We start from the raw sequence: 18,764 nt of genomic DNA, 5'->3' as shown, positions 1-18,764 counted from the left end.
CAATGTTTGACCGATTTGTTAGTTATTGACTAAATAGTTCACTTTTTGTGCATGGCAGCACGTTTTCCGGTGAAGCACGGGCGATGACGGAGATCGTCGCAAGTTAGATCATGCTATCGGAGTGGTACGGGTGGCCTCCGGCTGCCACAGGGCGGCCAGCATCCCGCGGGCGGGTGCGCCGTCCGCCCCGCTCCAGGAGCCGACGACGGTGCCGACGGCCCCCTGCGGAGCGGGGAACTGGCCGTCCGGGGCGGTCCGCAGGACCCGATGCAGACGGAGGATGGCGCCGTGCGGCGCGGTCAACTCCGTGCCCTCCCGATCATCCGCGGCAGTGACCGCGGCGGCGAAGTCCGCACAGACGGAGCCGTCACCCGTGCACGAGCCGATGACGTCCCGGTCGACGACGTCGCTGGCGTTCTGGTCCTGGGCCTGCACCCGCCCCTCGATCAGGGCCAGCAGCTGGCCGACCGCCACGGGGTCCTGACAGCCGTCGTACGCCCAGCGCCGCCCCAGCACACCGTGCTCCATGGTGCCGACGAGGGCGCGCTCGGCCCCCTCCAGCGGGGCGCCGCGATAGGTGAGGGGTACCAGGTAGGTGACCGGGGCAGGACCGGCCGCATCGGTGACCACCATGAACTCGAGCCCGACCTCACCGCGCGGGTCGTCGAGCCGGAATCCGCCGGACTTCGTCAACTCCGGCCCGCCCGCGCCGCCTTGGTACCAAGGGCGGGACGGCAGCCAGGAGTTGAGCAGCTCCAGTTTGTTCGGCTTGAGCGCGGTGTGGTGGATGACGGCCATGCGGGGGCTCGCTTCCCTGAGTGGATGTGAACCCTCACACCTTGGCATCTGTACGGCGCTGACGTGCGGTCGCCCTGAACGGTCCCCCTGCCGGGCGGGGCCTCAGCATGCCGGGCGGGGCCTCAGCGTCGCGCGTGACGGACCGTCAGTCGCCCGTAGCCCATGGCCCCGAAGATGCGGATCGTCGGCCCGTCGCCGGGACGGGCGCGCCGCGGGGCCTTGTACCGCATGTCCTTCCACTCGGTGTGCAGACCGTCGAGGTCGACGGTCGCGTCGCGAGGCACCGTGATCTTCGCCCGCCCCGTGCCGAGTTGGAGCTCGATGTCGACCACCGGGTACTCGATGACCGCCTGGGACAGGTCCAAGTGCACCCGTGCATACGCGGACTCGACCTTGAGGGTCTGCGGCACCTGCCATGCGCCGTGCCGCTTGATCCGTCCGCTGGCGGCGCCGATCGTGGACGTGCTGCCCTGCTTCTCGGCCGGGAGCGAGGCGACGGCCGACACGAGGTCGCCCTGCGTCTTGGCGGTGAGCACCTTGTCGAGGCGTGCGTCCATCTCGTCGTGCGGGATGCGGCCAGCGGCGTACGCCTCCTGCAGGCGCCGCACGGCCGCGTCACGCTCGTCCTCGTCGATCAACTGCGGCAGGTCTTCCGGCACGTCGGTCACCGTCTCACTGTACTGCCGCGCCCTGCGGCCGGATTCGTCGCGAGCGGCTCGGCCCGGCCCGGCTCTGCGCACTTCCGGTCCCGCCCGTGGACGCCGTGGATCCCATAGATCCCGCGGAACCCGTGGAACCCGTAGACGGAGATCAGCATCTTCATGTTTTGTGGGTGCGCGCGGACTTGGGCGGCGAGGGGTGTCAAGGTTCTGTTATGCCGTGGTCACGCAGGTTTCCATGGCCAAACATCGCATGACGGGGCGGGCGCCTCTCATCAGGGCGATTGACCGCTCGTCCCGAAGTCGTGCACCCGGCCTGCCTGTTCGGGCAGCGGACTCTGCCCCGCAGGTCCTCCCGTCGATCCGATAGCCCGCCGTAACCTTCTCGCATTCGCATGCGAATTCGTCGGGAGCCAGATCTCCTGGTCTTCGCATCCGATTGATCTCGTTGCTGTGACTGTCCTTGAAGAGATCGAGAGGGATCCGTGGCCGAAGGATTTCAGACACCAGTCCTTTTTGTTGCCTATCACCGCACGGACCTGGCTCCCGTCCTGATGGACCGGATCCGGGAAGTTCGGCCGACCAAGCTGTTCATCGCCGTGGACGGGCCGAAGGCCGACGTTCCCGGGGACGACCTCGCGGTCGCCGAAGTGCAGCGAATCATCGAGGAGAAGATCGACTGGCCCTGTGAGGTCCAGCGCAGGTACGGCGACAAGAACCAGGGCTGCAAGGTGAATGTCGCGGGTGCGATCGACTGGTTCTTCGAGCATGTCGAGGCCGGCATCATCATCGAGGACGACACCCTTGCGGATGTCTCCTTCTTCTCGTTCGCCGAGCAGCTCCTGCAGCATTACGCGGACGACGAAGAAGTGATGCACATCGGCGGCACCCACTATCTCTCCCCGCACCCGCGCCCTGAGTCGTACTACTTCTCGAAGTACAACACCATCTGGGGCTGGGCCACGTGGCGCCGGGCCTGGCAGCACTACGACATGTGGATCTCCGACTGGCCCGACGTCCTCGAAAGCGGCGTGCTCGCCGAGCACTTCCCCGACCCGACGGAACGGGAACTGTGGGAGGGGCGCTGGGGCCGCATCTATGAGGGGAAGGGACAGGATGACTGGGATTACCAGTGGTTCCTGTGCTGTCTGCTCCGCGGCAAGGCGATCATTCCGACGGTGAATCTGGTCACCAATCTCGGATTCCGTTCGGACGCGACGCACACCTCGGATCCCCAGCATGAATTCGCGGCACTGGAATGCGGCGAGCTGACCTGGCCGCTGACCCATCCCGCGACCAAGGACAGGGACCGGGAGCTGGACGAACGGATCTTTGAGCAGTTGGTCGCCCGGGCCCCGTTCGTGCAGGAGATGCGCCGACGTCACCAGGCCGCCGGTCGTTGATGTCCCCCTTCGGTCAGACGCCCACCGCACCGCTCGCACCGGAGGAACCATGCAGCCCAAGAGAGAGTTCCAGCGCGCAGTCGTCACCGGAGGAGCGGGGTTCCTCGGATCGCACCTGAGCGATGCCCTGCTCGCCTCGGGGTGCGAGGTGATCTGTGTGGACAACCTGTGCACCGGGTCCCGCGACAACATGCGGCACCTGCTGGACGATCCGCGTTTCACGTTCGTCCTGGCGGACGTCAGTGCGGGACTGCACGTGGAGGGTCCCGTCGACCTCGTGCTCCATCTGGCCTCTCCCGCCTCGCCCGTCGCCTACACCGAGCTGGCGATCGAGACGCTGGAGGTGGGCAGCAGGGGGACGTCCAACGCCCTGGAGCTGGCGGCCGAGAAGGGCGCACGCTTCATCCTCGCCTCCACGTCCGAGGTGTACGGGGATCCGCTGGAGAGCCCGCAGTCCGAGGTCTACCGCGGCAATGTCAACCCCGTCGGCGAGCGTTCGATGTACGACGAGGCCAAGCGGTTCGGTGAGGCACTGACCGTCGCGCATGCCACGCGCCGCGGTGTGGACGCCGGAATCGTGCGGATCTTCAATACGTATGGGCCGAGGCTTCGTTCGGGTGATGGGCGCGTCATTCCCAACTTCATCCGGCAGGCGCTCGTGGACGATCCCATGACCGTTTACGGGGACGGCACCCAGACCCGTTCGCTCTGCTATGTCGACGACACCGTACGCGGAATCCTCGATCTCGCGGCGAGCCACCACCTCGGACCCGTCAACATCGGCAATCCCGAGGAAATCACCATCACGGAATTGGCCGAGCGGATACGCGGGTTGATCGGGTCGTCCTCTCCCCTGCGCCATCTTGACCTCCCCGCGGACGATCCGAAGCGCCGCTGTCCCGACATTCTTCGTGCGGGCACCTTGCTCGGCTGGAAGCCGACCGTCTCGCTGAACGACGGGCTGCTCCGGACGATTTCCTGGTTCGAGGAGAACCAGGAAACACCGGACGAGGGTCCGCCGGTGGCCGAGAGTCTTTCCCAGGGTCTCAAAGAGAGGACTGGCCCATGACGAGCGAGACCCGGAGGGAACGCAGGTCGCGTCAGCTCCAGGCATTCGGTGCGTTGAGCCGTGACGCTCCGGCTCCCGTCCCCGAGCCGTCACGTGAACCGGTCTCCATTTCCTGCGAAGGACCGGGTCCCGCCGTGATCGAACCCGCGGTCGACGATGTGGATCTGGCCGGTTGGTGTGCGACCGCAGCCGAATCCATCAGGTCACTTCTCAACACCCATGGCGGAATCCTGTTCCGTGGTTTCCGCCCGCCCGGCAGTGAACTCTTCCAACGGTTCTTCTCCGCCGTCTGCCCGGACGCCATGGACTACCGCGACCGCTCCTCACCGCGGTCCGTCGTCGGCGAACGGCTCTATACGTCGACCGATCATCCGGCGGACCAGACGATCGCGATGCACAGCGAACTGTCGTACTCCGCGCAGTGGCCCACCCTCCTCGCGTTCTACAGCGACAAGGCGGCCGACACCGGCGGCGAAACACCGATCGCCGACACCCGGACCGTACTCAAGGAAATATCCGCCCCGACTCGGGAACGGTTCGAACGCCTCGGCGTGCGTTACCGACGCGAATTGCGGACCGGTGTCGGCCTTTCCTGGCAGGAAGTGCTCGGCACGCAGTCGAGGGAAGAGGCCGAGCAGGCCTGCCGTGAACTCGGAATGCGTCACGAGTGGATCGAGGACGGCCTCCGTATCGAATGGACCCGTCCGGCCATCCGGAAACACCACCTCACGGGCGAGCAGGTGTGGTTCAACCACGCCTCGTTCTTTCACGCGGATTCGGTGGAACCGGGCCTCGCCGACGCACTCGACGCGGCGTCGATGTCCCCGTTCTCCACGGCCTTCGGCGACGGCTCGCCCATCACCCGGGAGATCGCGGCGGAGCTGCGCGGCGCCTACGAGCGGGCGCTCGTGGTCAGACCGTGGGCCGACGGCGACATCCTCCTGATCGACAACCTGCTGATGGCGCACGGACGGCTCCCCTACCGGGGCACACGCCGACTGCTCGTGATGATGGGCGGCTCCGTCGCGCCGTAGCCCCGGCAACTCCCCTCACCCCCTCGATCCCAGACATCACAAGAACCCAGAAGATGGAGGCCGAGGTGCGTCTACACGGACTCTCCGCCCAGCAGCGCCGCAGCTGGCTCCGCGATCCGGAGACGCTTCGGATGAGCACGTGCGTCCTGTCGCTCGCGCACCCCGTCGGCATCGATGACGTGCGACGGGCCCTCTCGACGCCCGCGCTGCGCCACAGCGCGGGCCGGCGGTTCGCCCGGCAGCCGGACAGGATGGTCCCGGTCCGGGTCACCGAGGAGCCGTACGCACCCGTGGTGCTGTCCGACGCGGACGAAGACCGGATCGGCGAAGGCGCGCACCACGGTCCGGTGGAGTCAGGCGTTCCGGTGGAGGACTGGAACATCTCCGTACGGATATCCGGCGACGGCCGACGGCTCGTCGTCCGCGCACCCGCCCTCACCCACGACGCCACGTCGCTCCTGCTGTGGGCGCACGACCTCGCGGCGGAACTGGCCGCCCCGGACGGCGGGCCCGCCGCGGCCGCCACGGACGCGCCGGACTACCGGCACTTCGCGCACTGGCAGGACGCCGTGCTCGCGGACATGGAACCGCAGGAGCACGCCTACTGGCAGGCGCGACGCGACGAACTGACACGGTGCGCGGCGCCGCTGAGCACGACCGCGCAGCCGGAGCCCGGCGGCGCGTGGGAGACGCTTCCCGTCGAGGTCGACGCCTCGCTCCTGGACGATCTCGTGCGTGCCGCCGAGAAGCTCGCCGAGGAACCGGAAGACGTGCTCCTCGCCTCCTGGGCCTTCCTCGTGGCACAGAACGCGGGGGTCCCCGACGTCTGCCTCGGTGTCACCTTCACCGGCCGGGACGTCGACGACTTCCACGCACTGCGCGGCCCCGTCGCCAGGACGCTGCCCATGGGGTTCACGGCCACGCCGAACCTGGCGGACGCGACGCGCGCCGTACGGGAGTCCTGTGCCGAACTCGCCGAGTGGCAGGAGTGCTTCGACTGGGGCGTCGAACCCGGCGACCCCATCTCCTTCCCCGCGGGCTTTCGCGCCGTGACGGTGCCGGGCGGGCCGTCGGGCCAGGTCCTCGGCGGCGTTCTCGTGGAGAGCCTCGTGGACGCGGACAACGCGGCCACGCTGTTCTGCTCCGTGCTGCGCTCGGGCAGTCGGCTCCGGCTCCAGCTGGACTTCGATCCCGGTGTCCACGACCCGGAGTCCGTACGGTCCCTCGCCCGCCAGTTCCAGGTCCTGCTGCGGCACATCGCCCAGGTGCCGGACGCCCCGCTGCCCGAACGCCTGCTGCACGAGGACGACTTCGAGCGGTCCGTGACCGACTTCGCGGGACCGGTCAGGCCCCGCCCCGCCAAGAGCGCCGCCGAGCTGTTCCGGCAGCACGCGGTCCGCGACGGCGGCCATGTCGCCCTCGTCGACGGGGCGCAGAGCGTGACGTACGCCCAACTCGACGCCTGGGCGGGCCGGATCGCCGGGCGCCTTGCCGGTCACGAGACGGATTTCGTCGGTGTGCTGCTGGGCCCGGGCGCCCCGCTCATCGCCGCGATGCTCGGCTGCCTGTACTCCGGCAAGACCATGGTCCTGATGGATCCCGGGCATCCGGACGGCGTGCTGCGCCATGTCCGCGACGACAGCGGCATGGGCGCGCTGATCACCGAGGAGGCGTACGCCGACCGGGTCCGCGACTGGTCCGTGACGGCCTTCTCGGCCGAGGAGGAGCGCTTCGGGCAGGGTCCTGGCGCCGCTCCGGTACCCGTCGGGCAGGCCGGACCCGCGTACGTCATCTACACCTCGGGAACGACCGGCCGCCCCAAGGGCGTCGTCGTCCCGCAGCGCGCCCTGGTCAACTACGCGCTGTGGCTGGGCGAGGACCTCGGCTTCGACGACCGCGACCGCCCGGCCCTGCTCACCTCCGCCGCGTTCGACCTCGGTCATACGGCGTTGTGGGGTGCGCTGCTGCACGGCGGCACGCTCGTGCTGCCCGCGCAGGACACGCTCGGCGACCCGCACCGCCTCCTGGACGACCTGGTGCGGGAGCGCGTCACCGCGCTCAAGCTGACGCCCTCCCTGCTGCGGCTGCTCCTGGACGCGGACGCCGGTCAGCTCGCGCGGCTCGCGCCCCGTGTGGTGGTCACCGGCGGGGAGGCCGTGCGCCCCGCCGACCTCGAACGGCTCCACGCGGTCAGCCCGTCGACCGTGCTCGTCAACCACTACGGCCCGACCGAGACGACGGTGGGCTGCATCGCGGAACCGGTCCCGCCCGCCGGGCTCGCGGACTTCGTCCGGCGGCCCGTGCTCGGCACGCCGATCGCCAACACCACCGTGCACATCCTCGACGACGCGCTGCGGCCCGTGGCCCCGGGCGTCATCGGCGAGATCTGCGTCGCCGGTGACGGACTCAGCGAGGGCTATCTCGGCGACCCCGGCCTCACCGCCGTGCGCTTCGTCGACACGGCCCGGGCCGGGCGCGTGCACCGCACCGGCGACCTCGGGCTGCGGCTGCCCGACGGGCGCATCGCCTTCTGGGGCCGTGCGGACAGCAGGCACAAGGTCCGCGGGCACCGCGTCGAACTCGACGGCGTCGCACAGATCCTGCGCGAGCACCCGGGCATCGAGGACGCGGCCGTCGTCGCCGACACCGACCCGGAGGGGCAGAGCCGGCTCATCGCGTACTGCGTGCCCTCCACGCGGCAGACCGGTCCCGTCGCCCGTCTGTGCGCCCTGCTCGACAGCACGCCCGACATCGCCCAGGGCTGGACGGAGCTGCCCGACGGGCGCCCGGTCCTCACCCTCAACCGGGCCGAGACGACCTTCGCCCACCAGGAACTCTTCGCCGAACGGGCCTACTTGCGCGAGGGCATCCACCTCACGCCCGGCGACGTCGTGGTGGACGTCGGCGCCAACATCGGCATGTTCAGTCTCCAGGCGGCGACCGAAGCGCCGGGTTCGCGCGTCATCGCGATCGAACCCGCACCGGCGGCCTTTGCCCGGCTGACGGCCAACAGCACGCTGTACGACGGCGCCTGGACCCCGGTGGCCGCCGCGCTCTCGGCCGCACCGGGCCGCGGCACCCTGACGACGTACGCCGACCACAGCATGCTCGCGACCCTGCACCCCGCGGCCGACGAGGACCGCCGGATGCTGCGCGGGCTCGCCCAGCAGCGGCTGGGCCGCGGCCTCGACCGCGCCGAGAGCGACCGTCTCGACGAACTGCTCGACGAACAGCTCGCCGCCGACGCCGTCGACTGCGAACTCACCACGCTCTCCCAGGTGATCCGCGACCACGGACTCGACCGCGTCGACCTGCTCAAGATCGACGCGCAGCGCGCGGAGTGGGACATCCTGCGGGGCATCGAGGACGAGCACTGGCCGCTCGTCCGGCAGATCGTCCTGGAGGCCCAGGGCGACGCGGCGCATCTGGCCCGGATCCACGAGACCCTCGCCGATCGCGGATTCCTGGTGACGGTCGACCGTCAGGACCACACCGGCGCCGCCGGTCACGCGCTGATGTACGCGACGCGGCCGGGCGCACGGCGGCCCTCGGCCGAAGGCCCGACGCTCGCGGCGGCGCACTGGGACTCTCCGCGCAGATTCGTCGCGGCCCTGCGCGACCACCTCGCCGTGGAACTCCCCGAGCACGCGATCCCCGCGCGCATCGTCCTGGTCCCGCGCATTCCGCTGACCCGCAACCGCAAGGCCGACCACGCGGCCCTGCGCGCCACGGCCCATGCGCTGGACATCGAACGCCGCCCCACCGAGCCGCCCACCGCCCTGGGCCAGCAACTCGCCGCCCTGTGGCGGACCGCGCTCGGCGCCGACGAGATCGGGATGGAGAGCCACTTCATCGCGGAGGGCGGCGACAGCCTCAGCTCCGCCCGGCTCGCCACCCGGATCCGGGACGAGCTGGGTGCGCACATCACCATGGCGGAGATCCTTCGCACGCCCCGCTTCGAGGACCTGCTCAAGCTCGTGGCGCACAAGTCCACCGCGGCGGCAACCCTGATCGAGCCGTCCACCTGGGGTGACGTGCATCCGCTGTCACACCTGCAGGAACGCATCCGGCTGCTCAGCCATCTGGACGGCGGCAGCGCGGCGTTCAACCTGAGCCGGGCCTTCCGGCTGACCGGTGAGGTGCGTCCCGACCTGCTGGAGCAGGCGCTCGCCGCGGTCGTCGACCGGCACGAATCGCTGCGCTCCGTGCTGCGGCGCTCGGAACTGGTCCAGCAGGTGCGCGCCCCGGGGCAGTGCCGTCCGACGCTGACCGTCGAGACGTCCGCGGACGACTGGTCCCCCGCGGCGGCCGCCGAGCGGGCGCTGGCGGAGGCGCGGCGACCGTTCGACCTCGGGCACGACGTGCTGCTGCGCGGCGCGGTGACGACGTTCGCCGACGGCGGCCACCTGCTGACGCTGACGACCCATCACATCGTCAGTGACGGCTGGTCCGTAGAGGTTCTGGTCGCCGACTTCTTCCAGGCGTACGGCCGTCTGCGCGCCGGACAGACGCCCTTCCCCGCCCCGCTGCCCAGGCGGCACAGGGACTACGTCCACGCGCTGGAGGACCTGGCCCGCAAGGCCCGCGGTGAAGCCGCCGACTACCTGGAGCGCTGGACGGATCCGTCGGTGACGATGAAGCCGCTGCCGACCGACTCCCCGCGCCCGTCCGTCCCCTCCTTCCGGGCCGGCAGCCTCCACCTGGAGTGCCCGCCCGATCTGTACGCGGGACTGCGGGAGCTGGCCAGGGCGCAGGGTGTGACGCCGTTCGCCGTCTGCGTCGCGGCGATCCACACGGTCCTCGCCCAGTGGACCGGGGAGCGCCACCAGGTGCTCGCCGCCAGCCTCGCCAGTCGTGATCTGCCCGGCGTGCGCGACCAGATCGGTCTCTTCGCCAACACCGTGCTGCTGCGCGGCGACGTGGGTCCTGGCGAGCGGTTCGCCCAGGTCGTGGCGAGCACCGGCGCGGAGGTGGAGGAGGCACTGCGCCATCAGTACCTCGCCCTGTCCGACGTGGTCGACCGCATCGGCGCGCGCCGCCACGGCGGTCTGTCCAGCGCTCCGTCCGTGGGCATCACCTGGCACAGCATCGACATGGACGCCGAGGTGGCGGGCATCGACGCGGCGTGCGGGTTCCGCTGCGAGCCGCTGGAGCTGGATGAGCACGCGTCGCGTGCGGAGCTGTGGTTCTTCGTCCGCCCCGGGGACGGGCTGAGCTGGCAGATCATCTACGACTCCGCGCTGTTCCGCGAGGAGACCGTCGCCTCGCTCTCCCGCGACCTGTCGGAGCTCCTGGCCCAGGCGGTCCGCGACCCCGGCCTGCGCGTCGGCTCCGCGGGCCCGGACTTCGAGGTGTTCCTGTAGCGCCCGCGCGGGCCCCGCACCGTCACGAACGCATTCCGGGCGGCACCATCTGCTCGCCCGTCGCCCCGTCCGCCGTTCCCCCAAGTCACCACTTGCTCGCTCCCGGAGGGCACGTTGAGCCACAGCGCACCGCCTCTACCCCGACCCGTACGACCGGGATCCGTCCCGCCCCCGCCGTCCGAGGCCGACGTACGCCTGGAATCCGGCGCGTTGGCCGCCCTCGACCGTGCCGCACGCCACGACCGGTGGAGTGAACTGACCCTCCTGCTGTCCGCCCTGACCTGGTACACGGCGGCCACGGGCGAGGACCGGCCCGTGCGCGTCACCGTGCCGGGACAGGACGGCGCGCCGCGGTCCTTCGCCGTGCCGGTGGACCGCACCGCCTCGCTCCGCGGGCATGTCGGCGCCGTCAAGGGGCTGCTGACGGCCGCGTTGCGCGAGCGGCGCGACGGCACCGACGCGGACAGCTGCGACGTGTACGCCGCTGTGTCGGACTCCGGTGAACCGCTCGGCGGCGCCGGTGTGTCCGTCCGGTACGCGGGTGAGGGCCTGATCCGTGTCGGGACGCCGGACGCCACGCGGAGCCCCGCGGCCTTCGGGTCGGCGATCGGCCGGTTCCTGCTCGCCCTCGAAGAGCCCGGGACGCCGCTGGAGAAGATCGCCCTGCTCGACGACGAGGAGCGCGTACAGGTCCTCCAGTTGGGGAACGGGCCGCTCAAGCCCGGGTGGCCGCGCACGTCCCTGGTCGAGCTGTTCCGCGCGAGCGCCCGCGAGGTCCCGCACCGGCCCGCCGTGATCGACGGCGAACGCCGCATCGACTACGCGGAACTCGACGCGGACAGCGACCGGATCGCGCATGCCCTGCTCACCGACCACGCGCTGGAGCCCGGGCAGGTCGTGGCCGTCGCCCTGGACAACGGGATCGACGGCATCCGCGCCATGCTCGGCGTCCTGAAGGCCCGCGGAGTGCTCCTGTGGCTCGACCCGACCTGGCCCGGGGAGCGGCTGCACGCCCTGTGCACGGATGCCGACGCGCGGGTGGTCGTCACCGCGGACGGCCCGCCCCCGTCGGCGCTGTCCGGGACGCCCGCCCTCGCGATCGGCGCCCCGTCCGCCGGGCCCGCCGCGGATCTGCCGACGGTGCGCCCCGAGGACACCGCCTACCTGCTGTTCACCTCCGGCTCGACCGGCCGCCCCAAGGGTGTGCTCGTCGGGCACGGAAGTCTCGCCAACATGCTGCGGGACCAGTGCGGTTACGTCGGCGTCACCCAGGACGACCGGGTGCTCCAGCCGTTCTCGCCCTCCTTCGACGTCACGATGCTCGCCACCGGCGTGTCCCTGGTCGCGGGAGCCGCCGTCGTACCGGCGCGGATGCGGCGGGCCACGGCCGACTTCGCGGCGGACGTCCGGGCGAGCGGAGTCCGTGTCGCGTTCCTCGTGCCGACCCTGCTGCGCTCGCTGACGCCCGACGACCTGCCCGCCGCCGCCACGGTCATCAGCGGTGGCGAGGCATTGCAGGAGCCGGACGTACGGAAGTGGTGCGGCGCGGGCCGCCGGCTGATCAACTCCTATGGCGCGACCGAGACGACGTGCTGCACCAGCGCCGGTGACGTGGTGCTCGACGGGGAGATCACCATTGGCACCCCGGTCGCCAACACCCGCATCCGCGTGCTGGGCGGCGGGGGCGAGCTGCTGCCGATCGGCGCCGTCGGCGAGATCTGCGTCGAGGGTGTGGCCGTGGCGCAGGAGTATCTGCACGCCGGCGCACGGCAGTTGGCGGAGCCCGTGCCCGGGGAACCGGATGTCCGCCGCTACCGCACCGGCGATCTCGGACGCTGGCGTGCCGACGGCCGTCTGGAGCTGTTCGGGCGCCGCGACCGTCAGGTCCAGATCGGCGGGCACCGCGTCGAACCCGCCGAGGTCGAGGCCGCGCTCCTGAACCGTCCAGGCGTCGAGGCCGCGGGTGTCGTCGCCTCGCAGGGCCGCCTGTTCGCCTTCGTGGCCGGGGACGATGTCGCGGACCCGCGGGCGCTCGCCGCCGAGCTGTCCGCCGTACTGCCCGCCCACGCGCTGCCCGACCGCATCGTGCCGCTGCCCCAACTCCCGGAAACGGCAGGGGGCAAGACCGACCTGGAGGCCCTCGCGCGGTTGGCGGCGGACGAGGGCGACGGCCCGGCCGTGGCCCCGGACGGACCGTGGGAGGAGTATCTCTTCGGGCTCTGGCAGGAACTGCTCGACCAGGCTCCCGCCGGGGTCGGCGACAACTTCTTCGGCCTGGGCGGCACCAGCCTCACGGCCCTGCGGATGCTGTCCCGTCTCGAACTGGAAACCGGCGTCCCGATCGCCGTCTCCGCCTTCTTCGAGGCGCCCACCGCACGGGCCCTGGCCGCCCGGTGCGCCGACGTCCTGCCGCGGCCCGCGACGACGACCGACGCCGCGGCGGACTCCAATGGCCCCGGCGACGACCACGACGAGCCGCTCCCGCTCTCCCCCGGGCAGCTCGGCGTGTGGCTGAGCTGCGCGTCCGGCGAGGCGAGTGCCGCGTACAACGTTCCCCGGTGCTTCGAGCTGACGGGCACCCTCGACGTCGAGGCGCTGCGCGCCGCGGTGGCCGACCTCGGGCGTCGGCACGGCGCGCTGCGGACGACCTTCGGCTCCGTGCGGGGCACTCCGGTCCAGCGGGTCCACGCCGAGCCGTTGACGTCCTTGGAGATCGTCCCGGAGCCCGCGGGACCCGAGGAGCGCGCCGCGGCGGTCGACGCCCTGTGCGCGACACCGCTCCCGCTGGAGACGGGGCCGCTGCTGCGCGTCGTCCTCGTCGAAGGCAAGGAGTCCCGCACGCTCGTCGTCGTCGCCCACCACATCGTGTGCGAGGGCTGGTCGATGGCGCTGCTGCTCGACGACCTCGCCGCGCTGTACGCGGTCCACGCGGGGAACGCGGGGCCGCCGCCCGCACCGGCCCTGTCCTACCAGGCCGTCGCCGCCCGCCAGGGCGCGCAGGCGGACTCCGAGTCGGCCGCGCGGCAACGGGCCGAGTGGCGCGAACGCCTCACCGGCGCCCGCGGGGTGAGCTTCCCCGCCGACCCCGACGCCACGGCCGATGCGGCAGCGGACGGCTGTGTCACCCACCGCTTCGCCGCCCGCGACCGCGACCTCCTGCACGAGGTGGCCCGCACCCACGGCACCAGCCCCTTCGCGGTCGTCCTCGCCGTCGTGTCGTACGCGCTGCGCGAGGCGTCCGGGCAGGAGGACGTCGTCGTCGTCTCGCCCGTCTCCCTGCGCGGCGAGCCGTACTTGGACGACCAGATCGGCATGCACCTCAACATGCTGCTCCACAAGGTCGCCACCGGCGGCGCGCACACCATGGCCGACCTCGTCGCCCGTGCCAGGGACACGGTCCGCTGGGGTCTCGACCGGCGCGCCTGCCCGTACCCCGACGTGCTCGCCGACCTCGGGCTGCCGGGCTCGGCCTTCCCCGTCGAACTCGACTACCGCTCCGGCGACGTGCGGGCGGATCCCGCCGAGTGGGCCCTGGGGGACGTCACAGGGCGACGGCTGCCCCGGCGGACCGCGGTGGGGCGCAAATTCGGCTGGGACCTGCTGTTCACGGAGGACGAGCAGGGGCTGCGCCTCGAAGCGCTGTACGACCCCGCGGTGCATACGGCGGGGTCGGCCACGCGCGTCGTCGAGCGCATCGCGCGACTGCTGACCGACACCGTCGAAGGCCGCGCCCCGCAGCTGCCGCGCACGGCCGCCGCGGGTGACGCGACCACCGCGCTCGCGGCCCGCCGCGCCCGCCTGCAGCGCCGCATGTCGGGCCGGTCCCGCGACGACGCAGCGGTCGATGTACCGGCGCGGCTCCCCCGGCCCGGCCAGTCCATCGCGGAACGCCTCGACGACGACCGGGAGTTGCTCGACGGGCTCGCCGACCACGGCGGCTTCGTCCTCTACCGCGACACCGGCGCCGAGTCGCCCGAGGGATTCCGTGCGGTGCTCGATCTGCTCGGCTCGGCCCCCTTGCCGTACGAGGAGCGCTCGTCCGACCGCCGCGAGGTGGCGCCGTCCCTCTACACCTCGACGGAACACCCCGCCGACCAGCCCATCAAGCTGCACACCGAGCACTCGTACGCGCAGAGCTGGCCGCTGCGCCTGACGTTCTGCTGCGTGCGCCCCGCCGACCACGGCGGGGAGACCACGGTGGCGGATCTGTCGGAGATGACCCGCAGGCTGCGCCCCGGGACCGTCGCCAGGTTCCGCGACGAGGGCGTCCGTTACGTCCGCAACTTCGGCGGCGGCCTCGGCCTGGACTGGCCCACGGTCTTCGGCACCGACGACCGCGACGAGGTCGAGGAGTACTGCCGACGCCACGACATCGCCTACGAATGGCGCGGCGAGGACCGCCTGCGGACGACCTTCCACCGTCCCGCGCTGCGCATCCACCCGCACACCGGGCGCGAAGCCTGGTTCAACCACGCCTACTTCTTCAACCCCAGCAGTCTCGACCCCTCGCTCCGCGCCGAACTGCTCGACCACTGCGCCCCGGAGGACCTGCCGTTCCGGACGCTGTACGGCGACGGCGACGAGATCGAGGACTCCGTGATCGAGGAGATCGGCCGCGCCTACTCCGCGACGCTGCGCAAGGTGCGCTGGCAGAAGGGCGACGTGCTGATCGTGGACAACATGGCGGCCGCCCACGGCCGCATGCCCTACCAGGGGCGCCGCCAGGTGCTGGTGGCCATGTCGCACGGCCACACCCCAGGACCGCACACGTCGTCCCCCTCGGCCGCGCCCGGCCGGTCCGCGGACACGGTCTGACACCGGGCCCACCGCCCACGGTCCCGCCCTCCACGGGAGAAGGAGCCAGAGCCTCCATGCACGTCTCACCCACCCAGCGGCGCCTGTCCGACGTCTGGGGCGCCCACACGCCCCAGACCCGGATCGTCGTCACCCACCACGCGGACATCACCCCGGACGAACTGCGCGCACGCCTGCGGTCCGCCGTCGCACGCCACGACGTCCTGCGCGCCGACGACACCCCCGGCCAACAGCCCGTCGCCGCACCGGACCCGGCGGCCCCCACCTGGACCGAAGGCGTCGTGACCTGCACCTCGCGGTCCGGCCCCACCGGGGAACGGCAGCTCGAACTGCGCGCCCCCGCCGACCGGCTCGACGCCATCGGCGCGGCGCACCTGGCCGCGGCCCTCATCGGGGACACCCCGTACGAAGGCCCTGACCACGCGGACCTCGCGGCCTGGGCCTGGGAGACGCTCGGCGCCCGCGAGGCCGACGGGGTGACCCACTGGGACGGCGCGGAGGAGGGCTGCGCCGCCGTGCCGCCGCTGCCGTGGGGCCGCGCCTCCGACCCGCAGGACCTGCGCGCCGTGTCCGTGCCCATCGCCTTGGACGACCGTGTTCTCAAGGCCCTGTACCAGAGCGCGGCCGCCTCGGGGGCCTCGCCCGCGGACGTCCTGTGCGCCGCGTGGTCGGCGCTCCTCGCCCGCTGGTTCGACCTCGACACGCTGGTCATCGGCGACACCTTCGACGGCCGGGACCTCGATGAACTCGGCACGGCACCGGGGCTGTTGGAACGCACCCTGCCGATGTTCCTCGACTGCGACCACGACCGCGGCTTCGCGGCCCTGACGCGCGAGGTGGCCGAACGGCGCGGCCAGGCGGCCGCGTTCCAGGACTACTTCGTCCTGCCGTCGGGTCCCGACCGTCCCTCCTGCCTGCCGCTGGCGTTCGCCTGGCGCGATCTGCGCACGGCGGACGAGTCCGCGCCGCGCACCCAGGTCGTCTCGCTCGACTCCGTCGTGGAGCCGTTCTCGCTCCGCCTGGAGGCGAGGACCGCGCCGGGCGGCATCGACCTGACCCTGTCGTACGACAGCACCCTGGTCACACCGCCGCTCGCCGACGCACTGCGGGAGAGCCTTCCGTTCTTCCTGCGGGCGGCGTGCGAGAACCCCGAGACCCCGCTCGGCGACCTGCCCCTCGGCGACGGGGCGACGCTCCCGGCCGCGCAGGAGCAGGAGCCGGACCTCGGGCCCGGCATCCGCCGGCGCCTGGCGGACGTCGTGGCCGCCGCTCCCGAGCGGCCCGCGCTGCGGCACCGCGGCGTCGTGTGGACGTACGCCCAACTCGCGGACCGTGTCGAGGAGTTCGCCGCCCGGCTGACCGGGCTCGGGGTCGTGCCGGGAGACCGGGTGGCCGTGCGCATGCCGAAGACGCCGGAAGCGATCAGCGCGTTCCTCGGTGTGCTGCACGCCGGTGCCGCGTACGTGCCCGTCGATCCGGAGCTGCCCGAGGACCGGGTGCGGCACATCCTCGACGACAGCGGCGCGCGCTTCCTCGCGCACCTGGACGGCGCGGGCGAAACGCTCCTGGACCGACTCGACGGGAGCGAGCACGCCGTCCCCGACGACGGCGGGACGCCGCTCGCCTACGTGCTGTACACCTCCGGATCGACCGGCCGCCCCAAGGGCGTGCGGGTCCCCGAGCGCGCGGTGACGAGCCTCGTCGACGCCCTCGCCGCCCCGGTCTACGACGGTCTCGGCGACGGCCTCTCCGTGGCGCTCCTCGCCTCCCTGGCCTTCGACGCCTCCGTGCAGCAGATCTTCGGCGCCCTGCTCCGCGGGCACACGCTCGTCCTGGTCGACGCCGAGGTGAAGCGCGACCCGCAGCGGCTGTGCCACGAACTCATCGAGCACGGCGTCGACGTCGCCGACTGCACCCCCAGCCTGCTCCATCTGCTCACCGCGCACGCGGCGCCGCTGCTGCACCGGCTGCCGCTGCGACGCCTGCTCGTCGGCGGCGAGCGGCTCCCGGCCGCGGCGGTGGCCCGCTTCCACGCGCTGGGCGCGCCCGAGACCGCCGTCGTCGTCAATGTGTACGGACTGACCGAGACCGGCGTCGACTCCGTCGCCCATGTCGTGCACGGCAGCGACGCGGCGCACCCCGCGCGTGAGGACGTGCCCATCGGCACGGCGCTGCCCAACAGCGAGGTCCAGGTCACCGACCGCTCGGGCAGGCCCGTACCGCGCGGGGCCCTCGGGGAGATCCGTGTCACCGGGCCCTGCGTCGCCCTCGGCTACACCAACGACGAGGCCCTCACGCGCGAGCGCTTCCCTCCGCGTGCGGGGCGCCCCGGGCAGCACGTCATGCTCACCGGCGATCGCGCGTGGGTCGACGAATCGGATGCGCTGCACTTCGCGGGGCGGCGCGACGGACAGGTCAAGATCCGGGGGCACCGGGTCGAACTCGGCGAGATCGAGCGGGCGTTGGGCACCCACCCCAAGGTCGAGTCCGCGGTCGTCATCGCCCACCGGACCGCGGGCGGTGACCTCGAACCCGCCGCGTTCGTGGCCGGTGCCGATGTGCCGGAGCGGGCCGAGATCCGCGCCCACCTCCGAAGGTCGCTGCCCGCCGTGATGGTGCCCCGGCTGATCACTTCGGTGCCCGAACTCCCCCTCTCCGCCAGCGGAAAGCTGGACACCCAGGCCCTGCTGGCCTCCCTGCGCCGCGCGGGATCCGGCGACGAAGGGCCGGGCCACACGTTCGCCGACGTGGTCCTCGACACCCTGCGCGGTGTCCTCGACGACCCCGCCCTCGGGCCCGACGAGCACTTCTTCGACGTGGGCGGGCACAGCATCCTCGCGCTCCGCGCGGTCTCCACCCTGTCGCGCGCGCTCGACCGGGACATTCCGTTGCGGGCCCTGCACGACCATCCGACGGCCGATGCGCTCACCCGGTACCTCCAGGCGAACGGTCCGGACGGCGCCACCCGGGTCGTACCTCTGCGGCCCGCGGACCACGAGGCCCTGCCCGTCTTCTTCCTGCCGCCCGCCGCGGGCATCCCCTACATCTTCACGGACCTGGCAGGCGAGTTGCCCGCCTCGTACGCCCCCTGGGGAGTCGACTATCTGACGCCGCAGGGCGCGGTGGAGGACACCCTCCACGAGCTGGCGCGGGCCCTCACCGAGGAAGTGCTGCTCCACACCGAGCACACGGTGGTGCCCCTCGTCGGCTACTCGCTGGGGGCCGCGGTCGCCTTCGGCGTCGCGCGGCTGCTCGAAGAGCGCGGGCGGCGGCCGGTCCTCGTCCTGATCGACCGGATGCTCAACCCGCCGACTCCCTCGGCGGACCGCACCGCCCTCATCGCGGGCGCGGACCACACCGATGTGGCCGCCCGTCTCGACCTGCTGCTCCCCCTCGCCACGGGACACACCACCGACGGCGTCCTCGGCTGCCCGATGGTGACGCTCGAAGCCGCGGACAACCCGGTCCCCGCGGCCATGCCGTCCTGGCGGGCGCACACCACCGGCCCCTTCCACCACAGGGTGATCCCCGGCTCGCACTACACGCTGCTCGCGCCGGAACACCTGCCCGCCCTGAGCGAGCACCTCCAGAACGCCCTCAGCCTCACGATCGGAAGGTAAGAC

General features: G+C 72.0%; 8 protein-coding genes. 6 read left to right on the top strand and 2 right to left on the bottom strand.

Annotated elements, in window-relative coordinates; all coding sequences use genetic code 11:
- Window positions 1-108: 108 nt before the first annotated feature.
- A complete protein-coding gene (locus ACFWZ2_RS07895) occupies window positions 109-798 on the bottom strand; it encodes a 1,4-alpha-glucan branching protein (RefSeq protein ID WP_384543467.1) in 690 nt (229 codons plus the stop codon).
- 122 nt (window positions 799-920) lie between these two features.
- Window positions 921-1,466, bottom strand: coding sequence for a DUF1707 domain-containing protein (locus ACFWZ2_RS07890; protein WP_384543465.1), 546 nt, complete (start codon window positions 1,464-1,466; stop codon window positions 921-923).
- Window positions 1,467-1,942: 476 nt separating this feature from the next.
- On the opposite strand from ACFWZ2_RS07890, the gene ACFWZ2_RS07885 reads away from it, so the two are divergent.
- From ACFWZ2_RS07885 to ACFWZ2_RS07860, 6 genes are all read left to right on the top strand, one after another.
- Window positions 1,943-2,860, top strand: coding sequence for a hypothetical protein (locus tag ACFWZ2_RS07885; protein ID WP_384543463.1), 918 nt, complete (start codon window positions 1,943-1,945; stop codon window positions 2,858-2,860).
- A gap of 49 nt (window positions 2,861-2,909) precedes the next feature.
- A complete protein-coding gene (locus ACFWZ2_RS07880) occupies window positions 2,910-3,929 on the top strand; it encodes a UDP-glucuronic acid decarboxylase family protein (protein ID WP_384543461.1) in 1,020 nt (339 codons plus the stop codon).
- 134 nt (window positions 3,930-4,063) lie between these two features.
- Window positions 4,064-4,963 carry a TauD/TfdA family dioxygenase gene (locus ACFWZ2_RS07875; RefSeq protein ID WP_384543459.1) on the top strand — a complete coding sequence of 300 codons (900 nt, stop codon included), beginning with the start codon at window positions 4,064-4,066 and terminating at the stop codon, window positions 4,961-4,963.
- A 65-nt stretch (window positions 4,964-5,028) separates the two neighbouring features.
- Window positions 5,029-10,326, top strand: a complete 5,298-nt coding sequence (locus ACFWZ2_RS07870) for an amino acid adenylation domain-containing protein (RefSeq protein WP_384543457.1) — start codon at window positions 5,029-5,031, stop codon at window positions 10,324-10,326.
- 210 nt (window positions 10,327-10,536) lie between these two features.
- Window positions 10,537-15,141 carry an AMP-binding protein gene (locus tag ACFWZ2_RS07865; RefSeq protein WP_384543455.1) on the top strand — a complete coding sequence of 1,535 codons (4,605 nt, stop codon included), beginning with the start codon at window positions 10,537-10,539 and terminating at the stop codon, window positions 15,139-15,141.
- 56 nt (window positions 15,142-15,197) lie between these two features.
- Window positions 15,198-18,761, top strand: coding sequence for an amino acid adenylation domain-containing protein (locus ACFWZ2_RS07860; protein WP_384543452.1), 3,564 nt, complete (start codon window positions 15,198-15,200; stop codon window positions 18,759-18,761).
- The last annotated feature ends 3 nt before the right edge of the window (window positions 18,762-18,764 follow it).

This window comes from Streptomyces sp. NPDC059002 (assembly GCF_042740435.1).
Lineage (GTDB): Bacteria > Actinomycetota > Actinomycetes > Streptomycetales > Streptomycetaceae > Streptomyces.
Note: the sequence above shows the minus strand (reverse complement) of the source record. Positions and strands in the feature narration are given on the sequence as shown.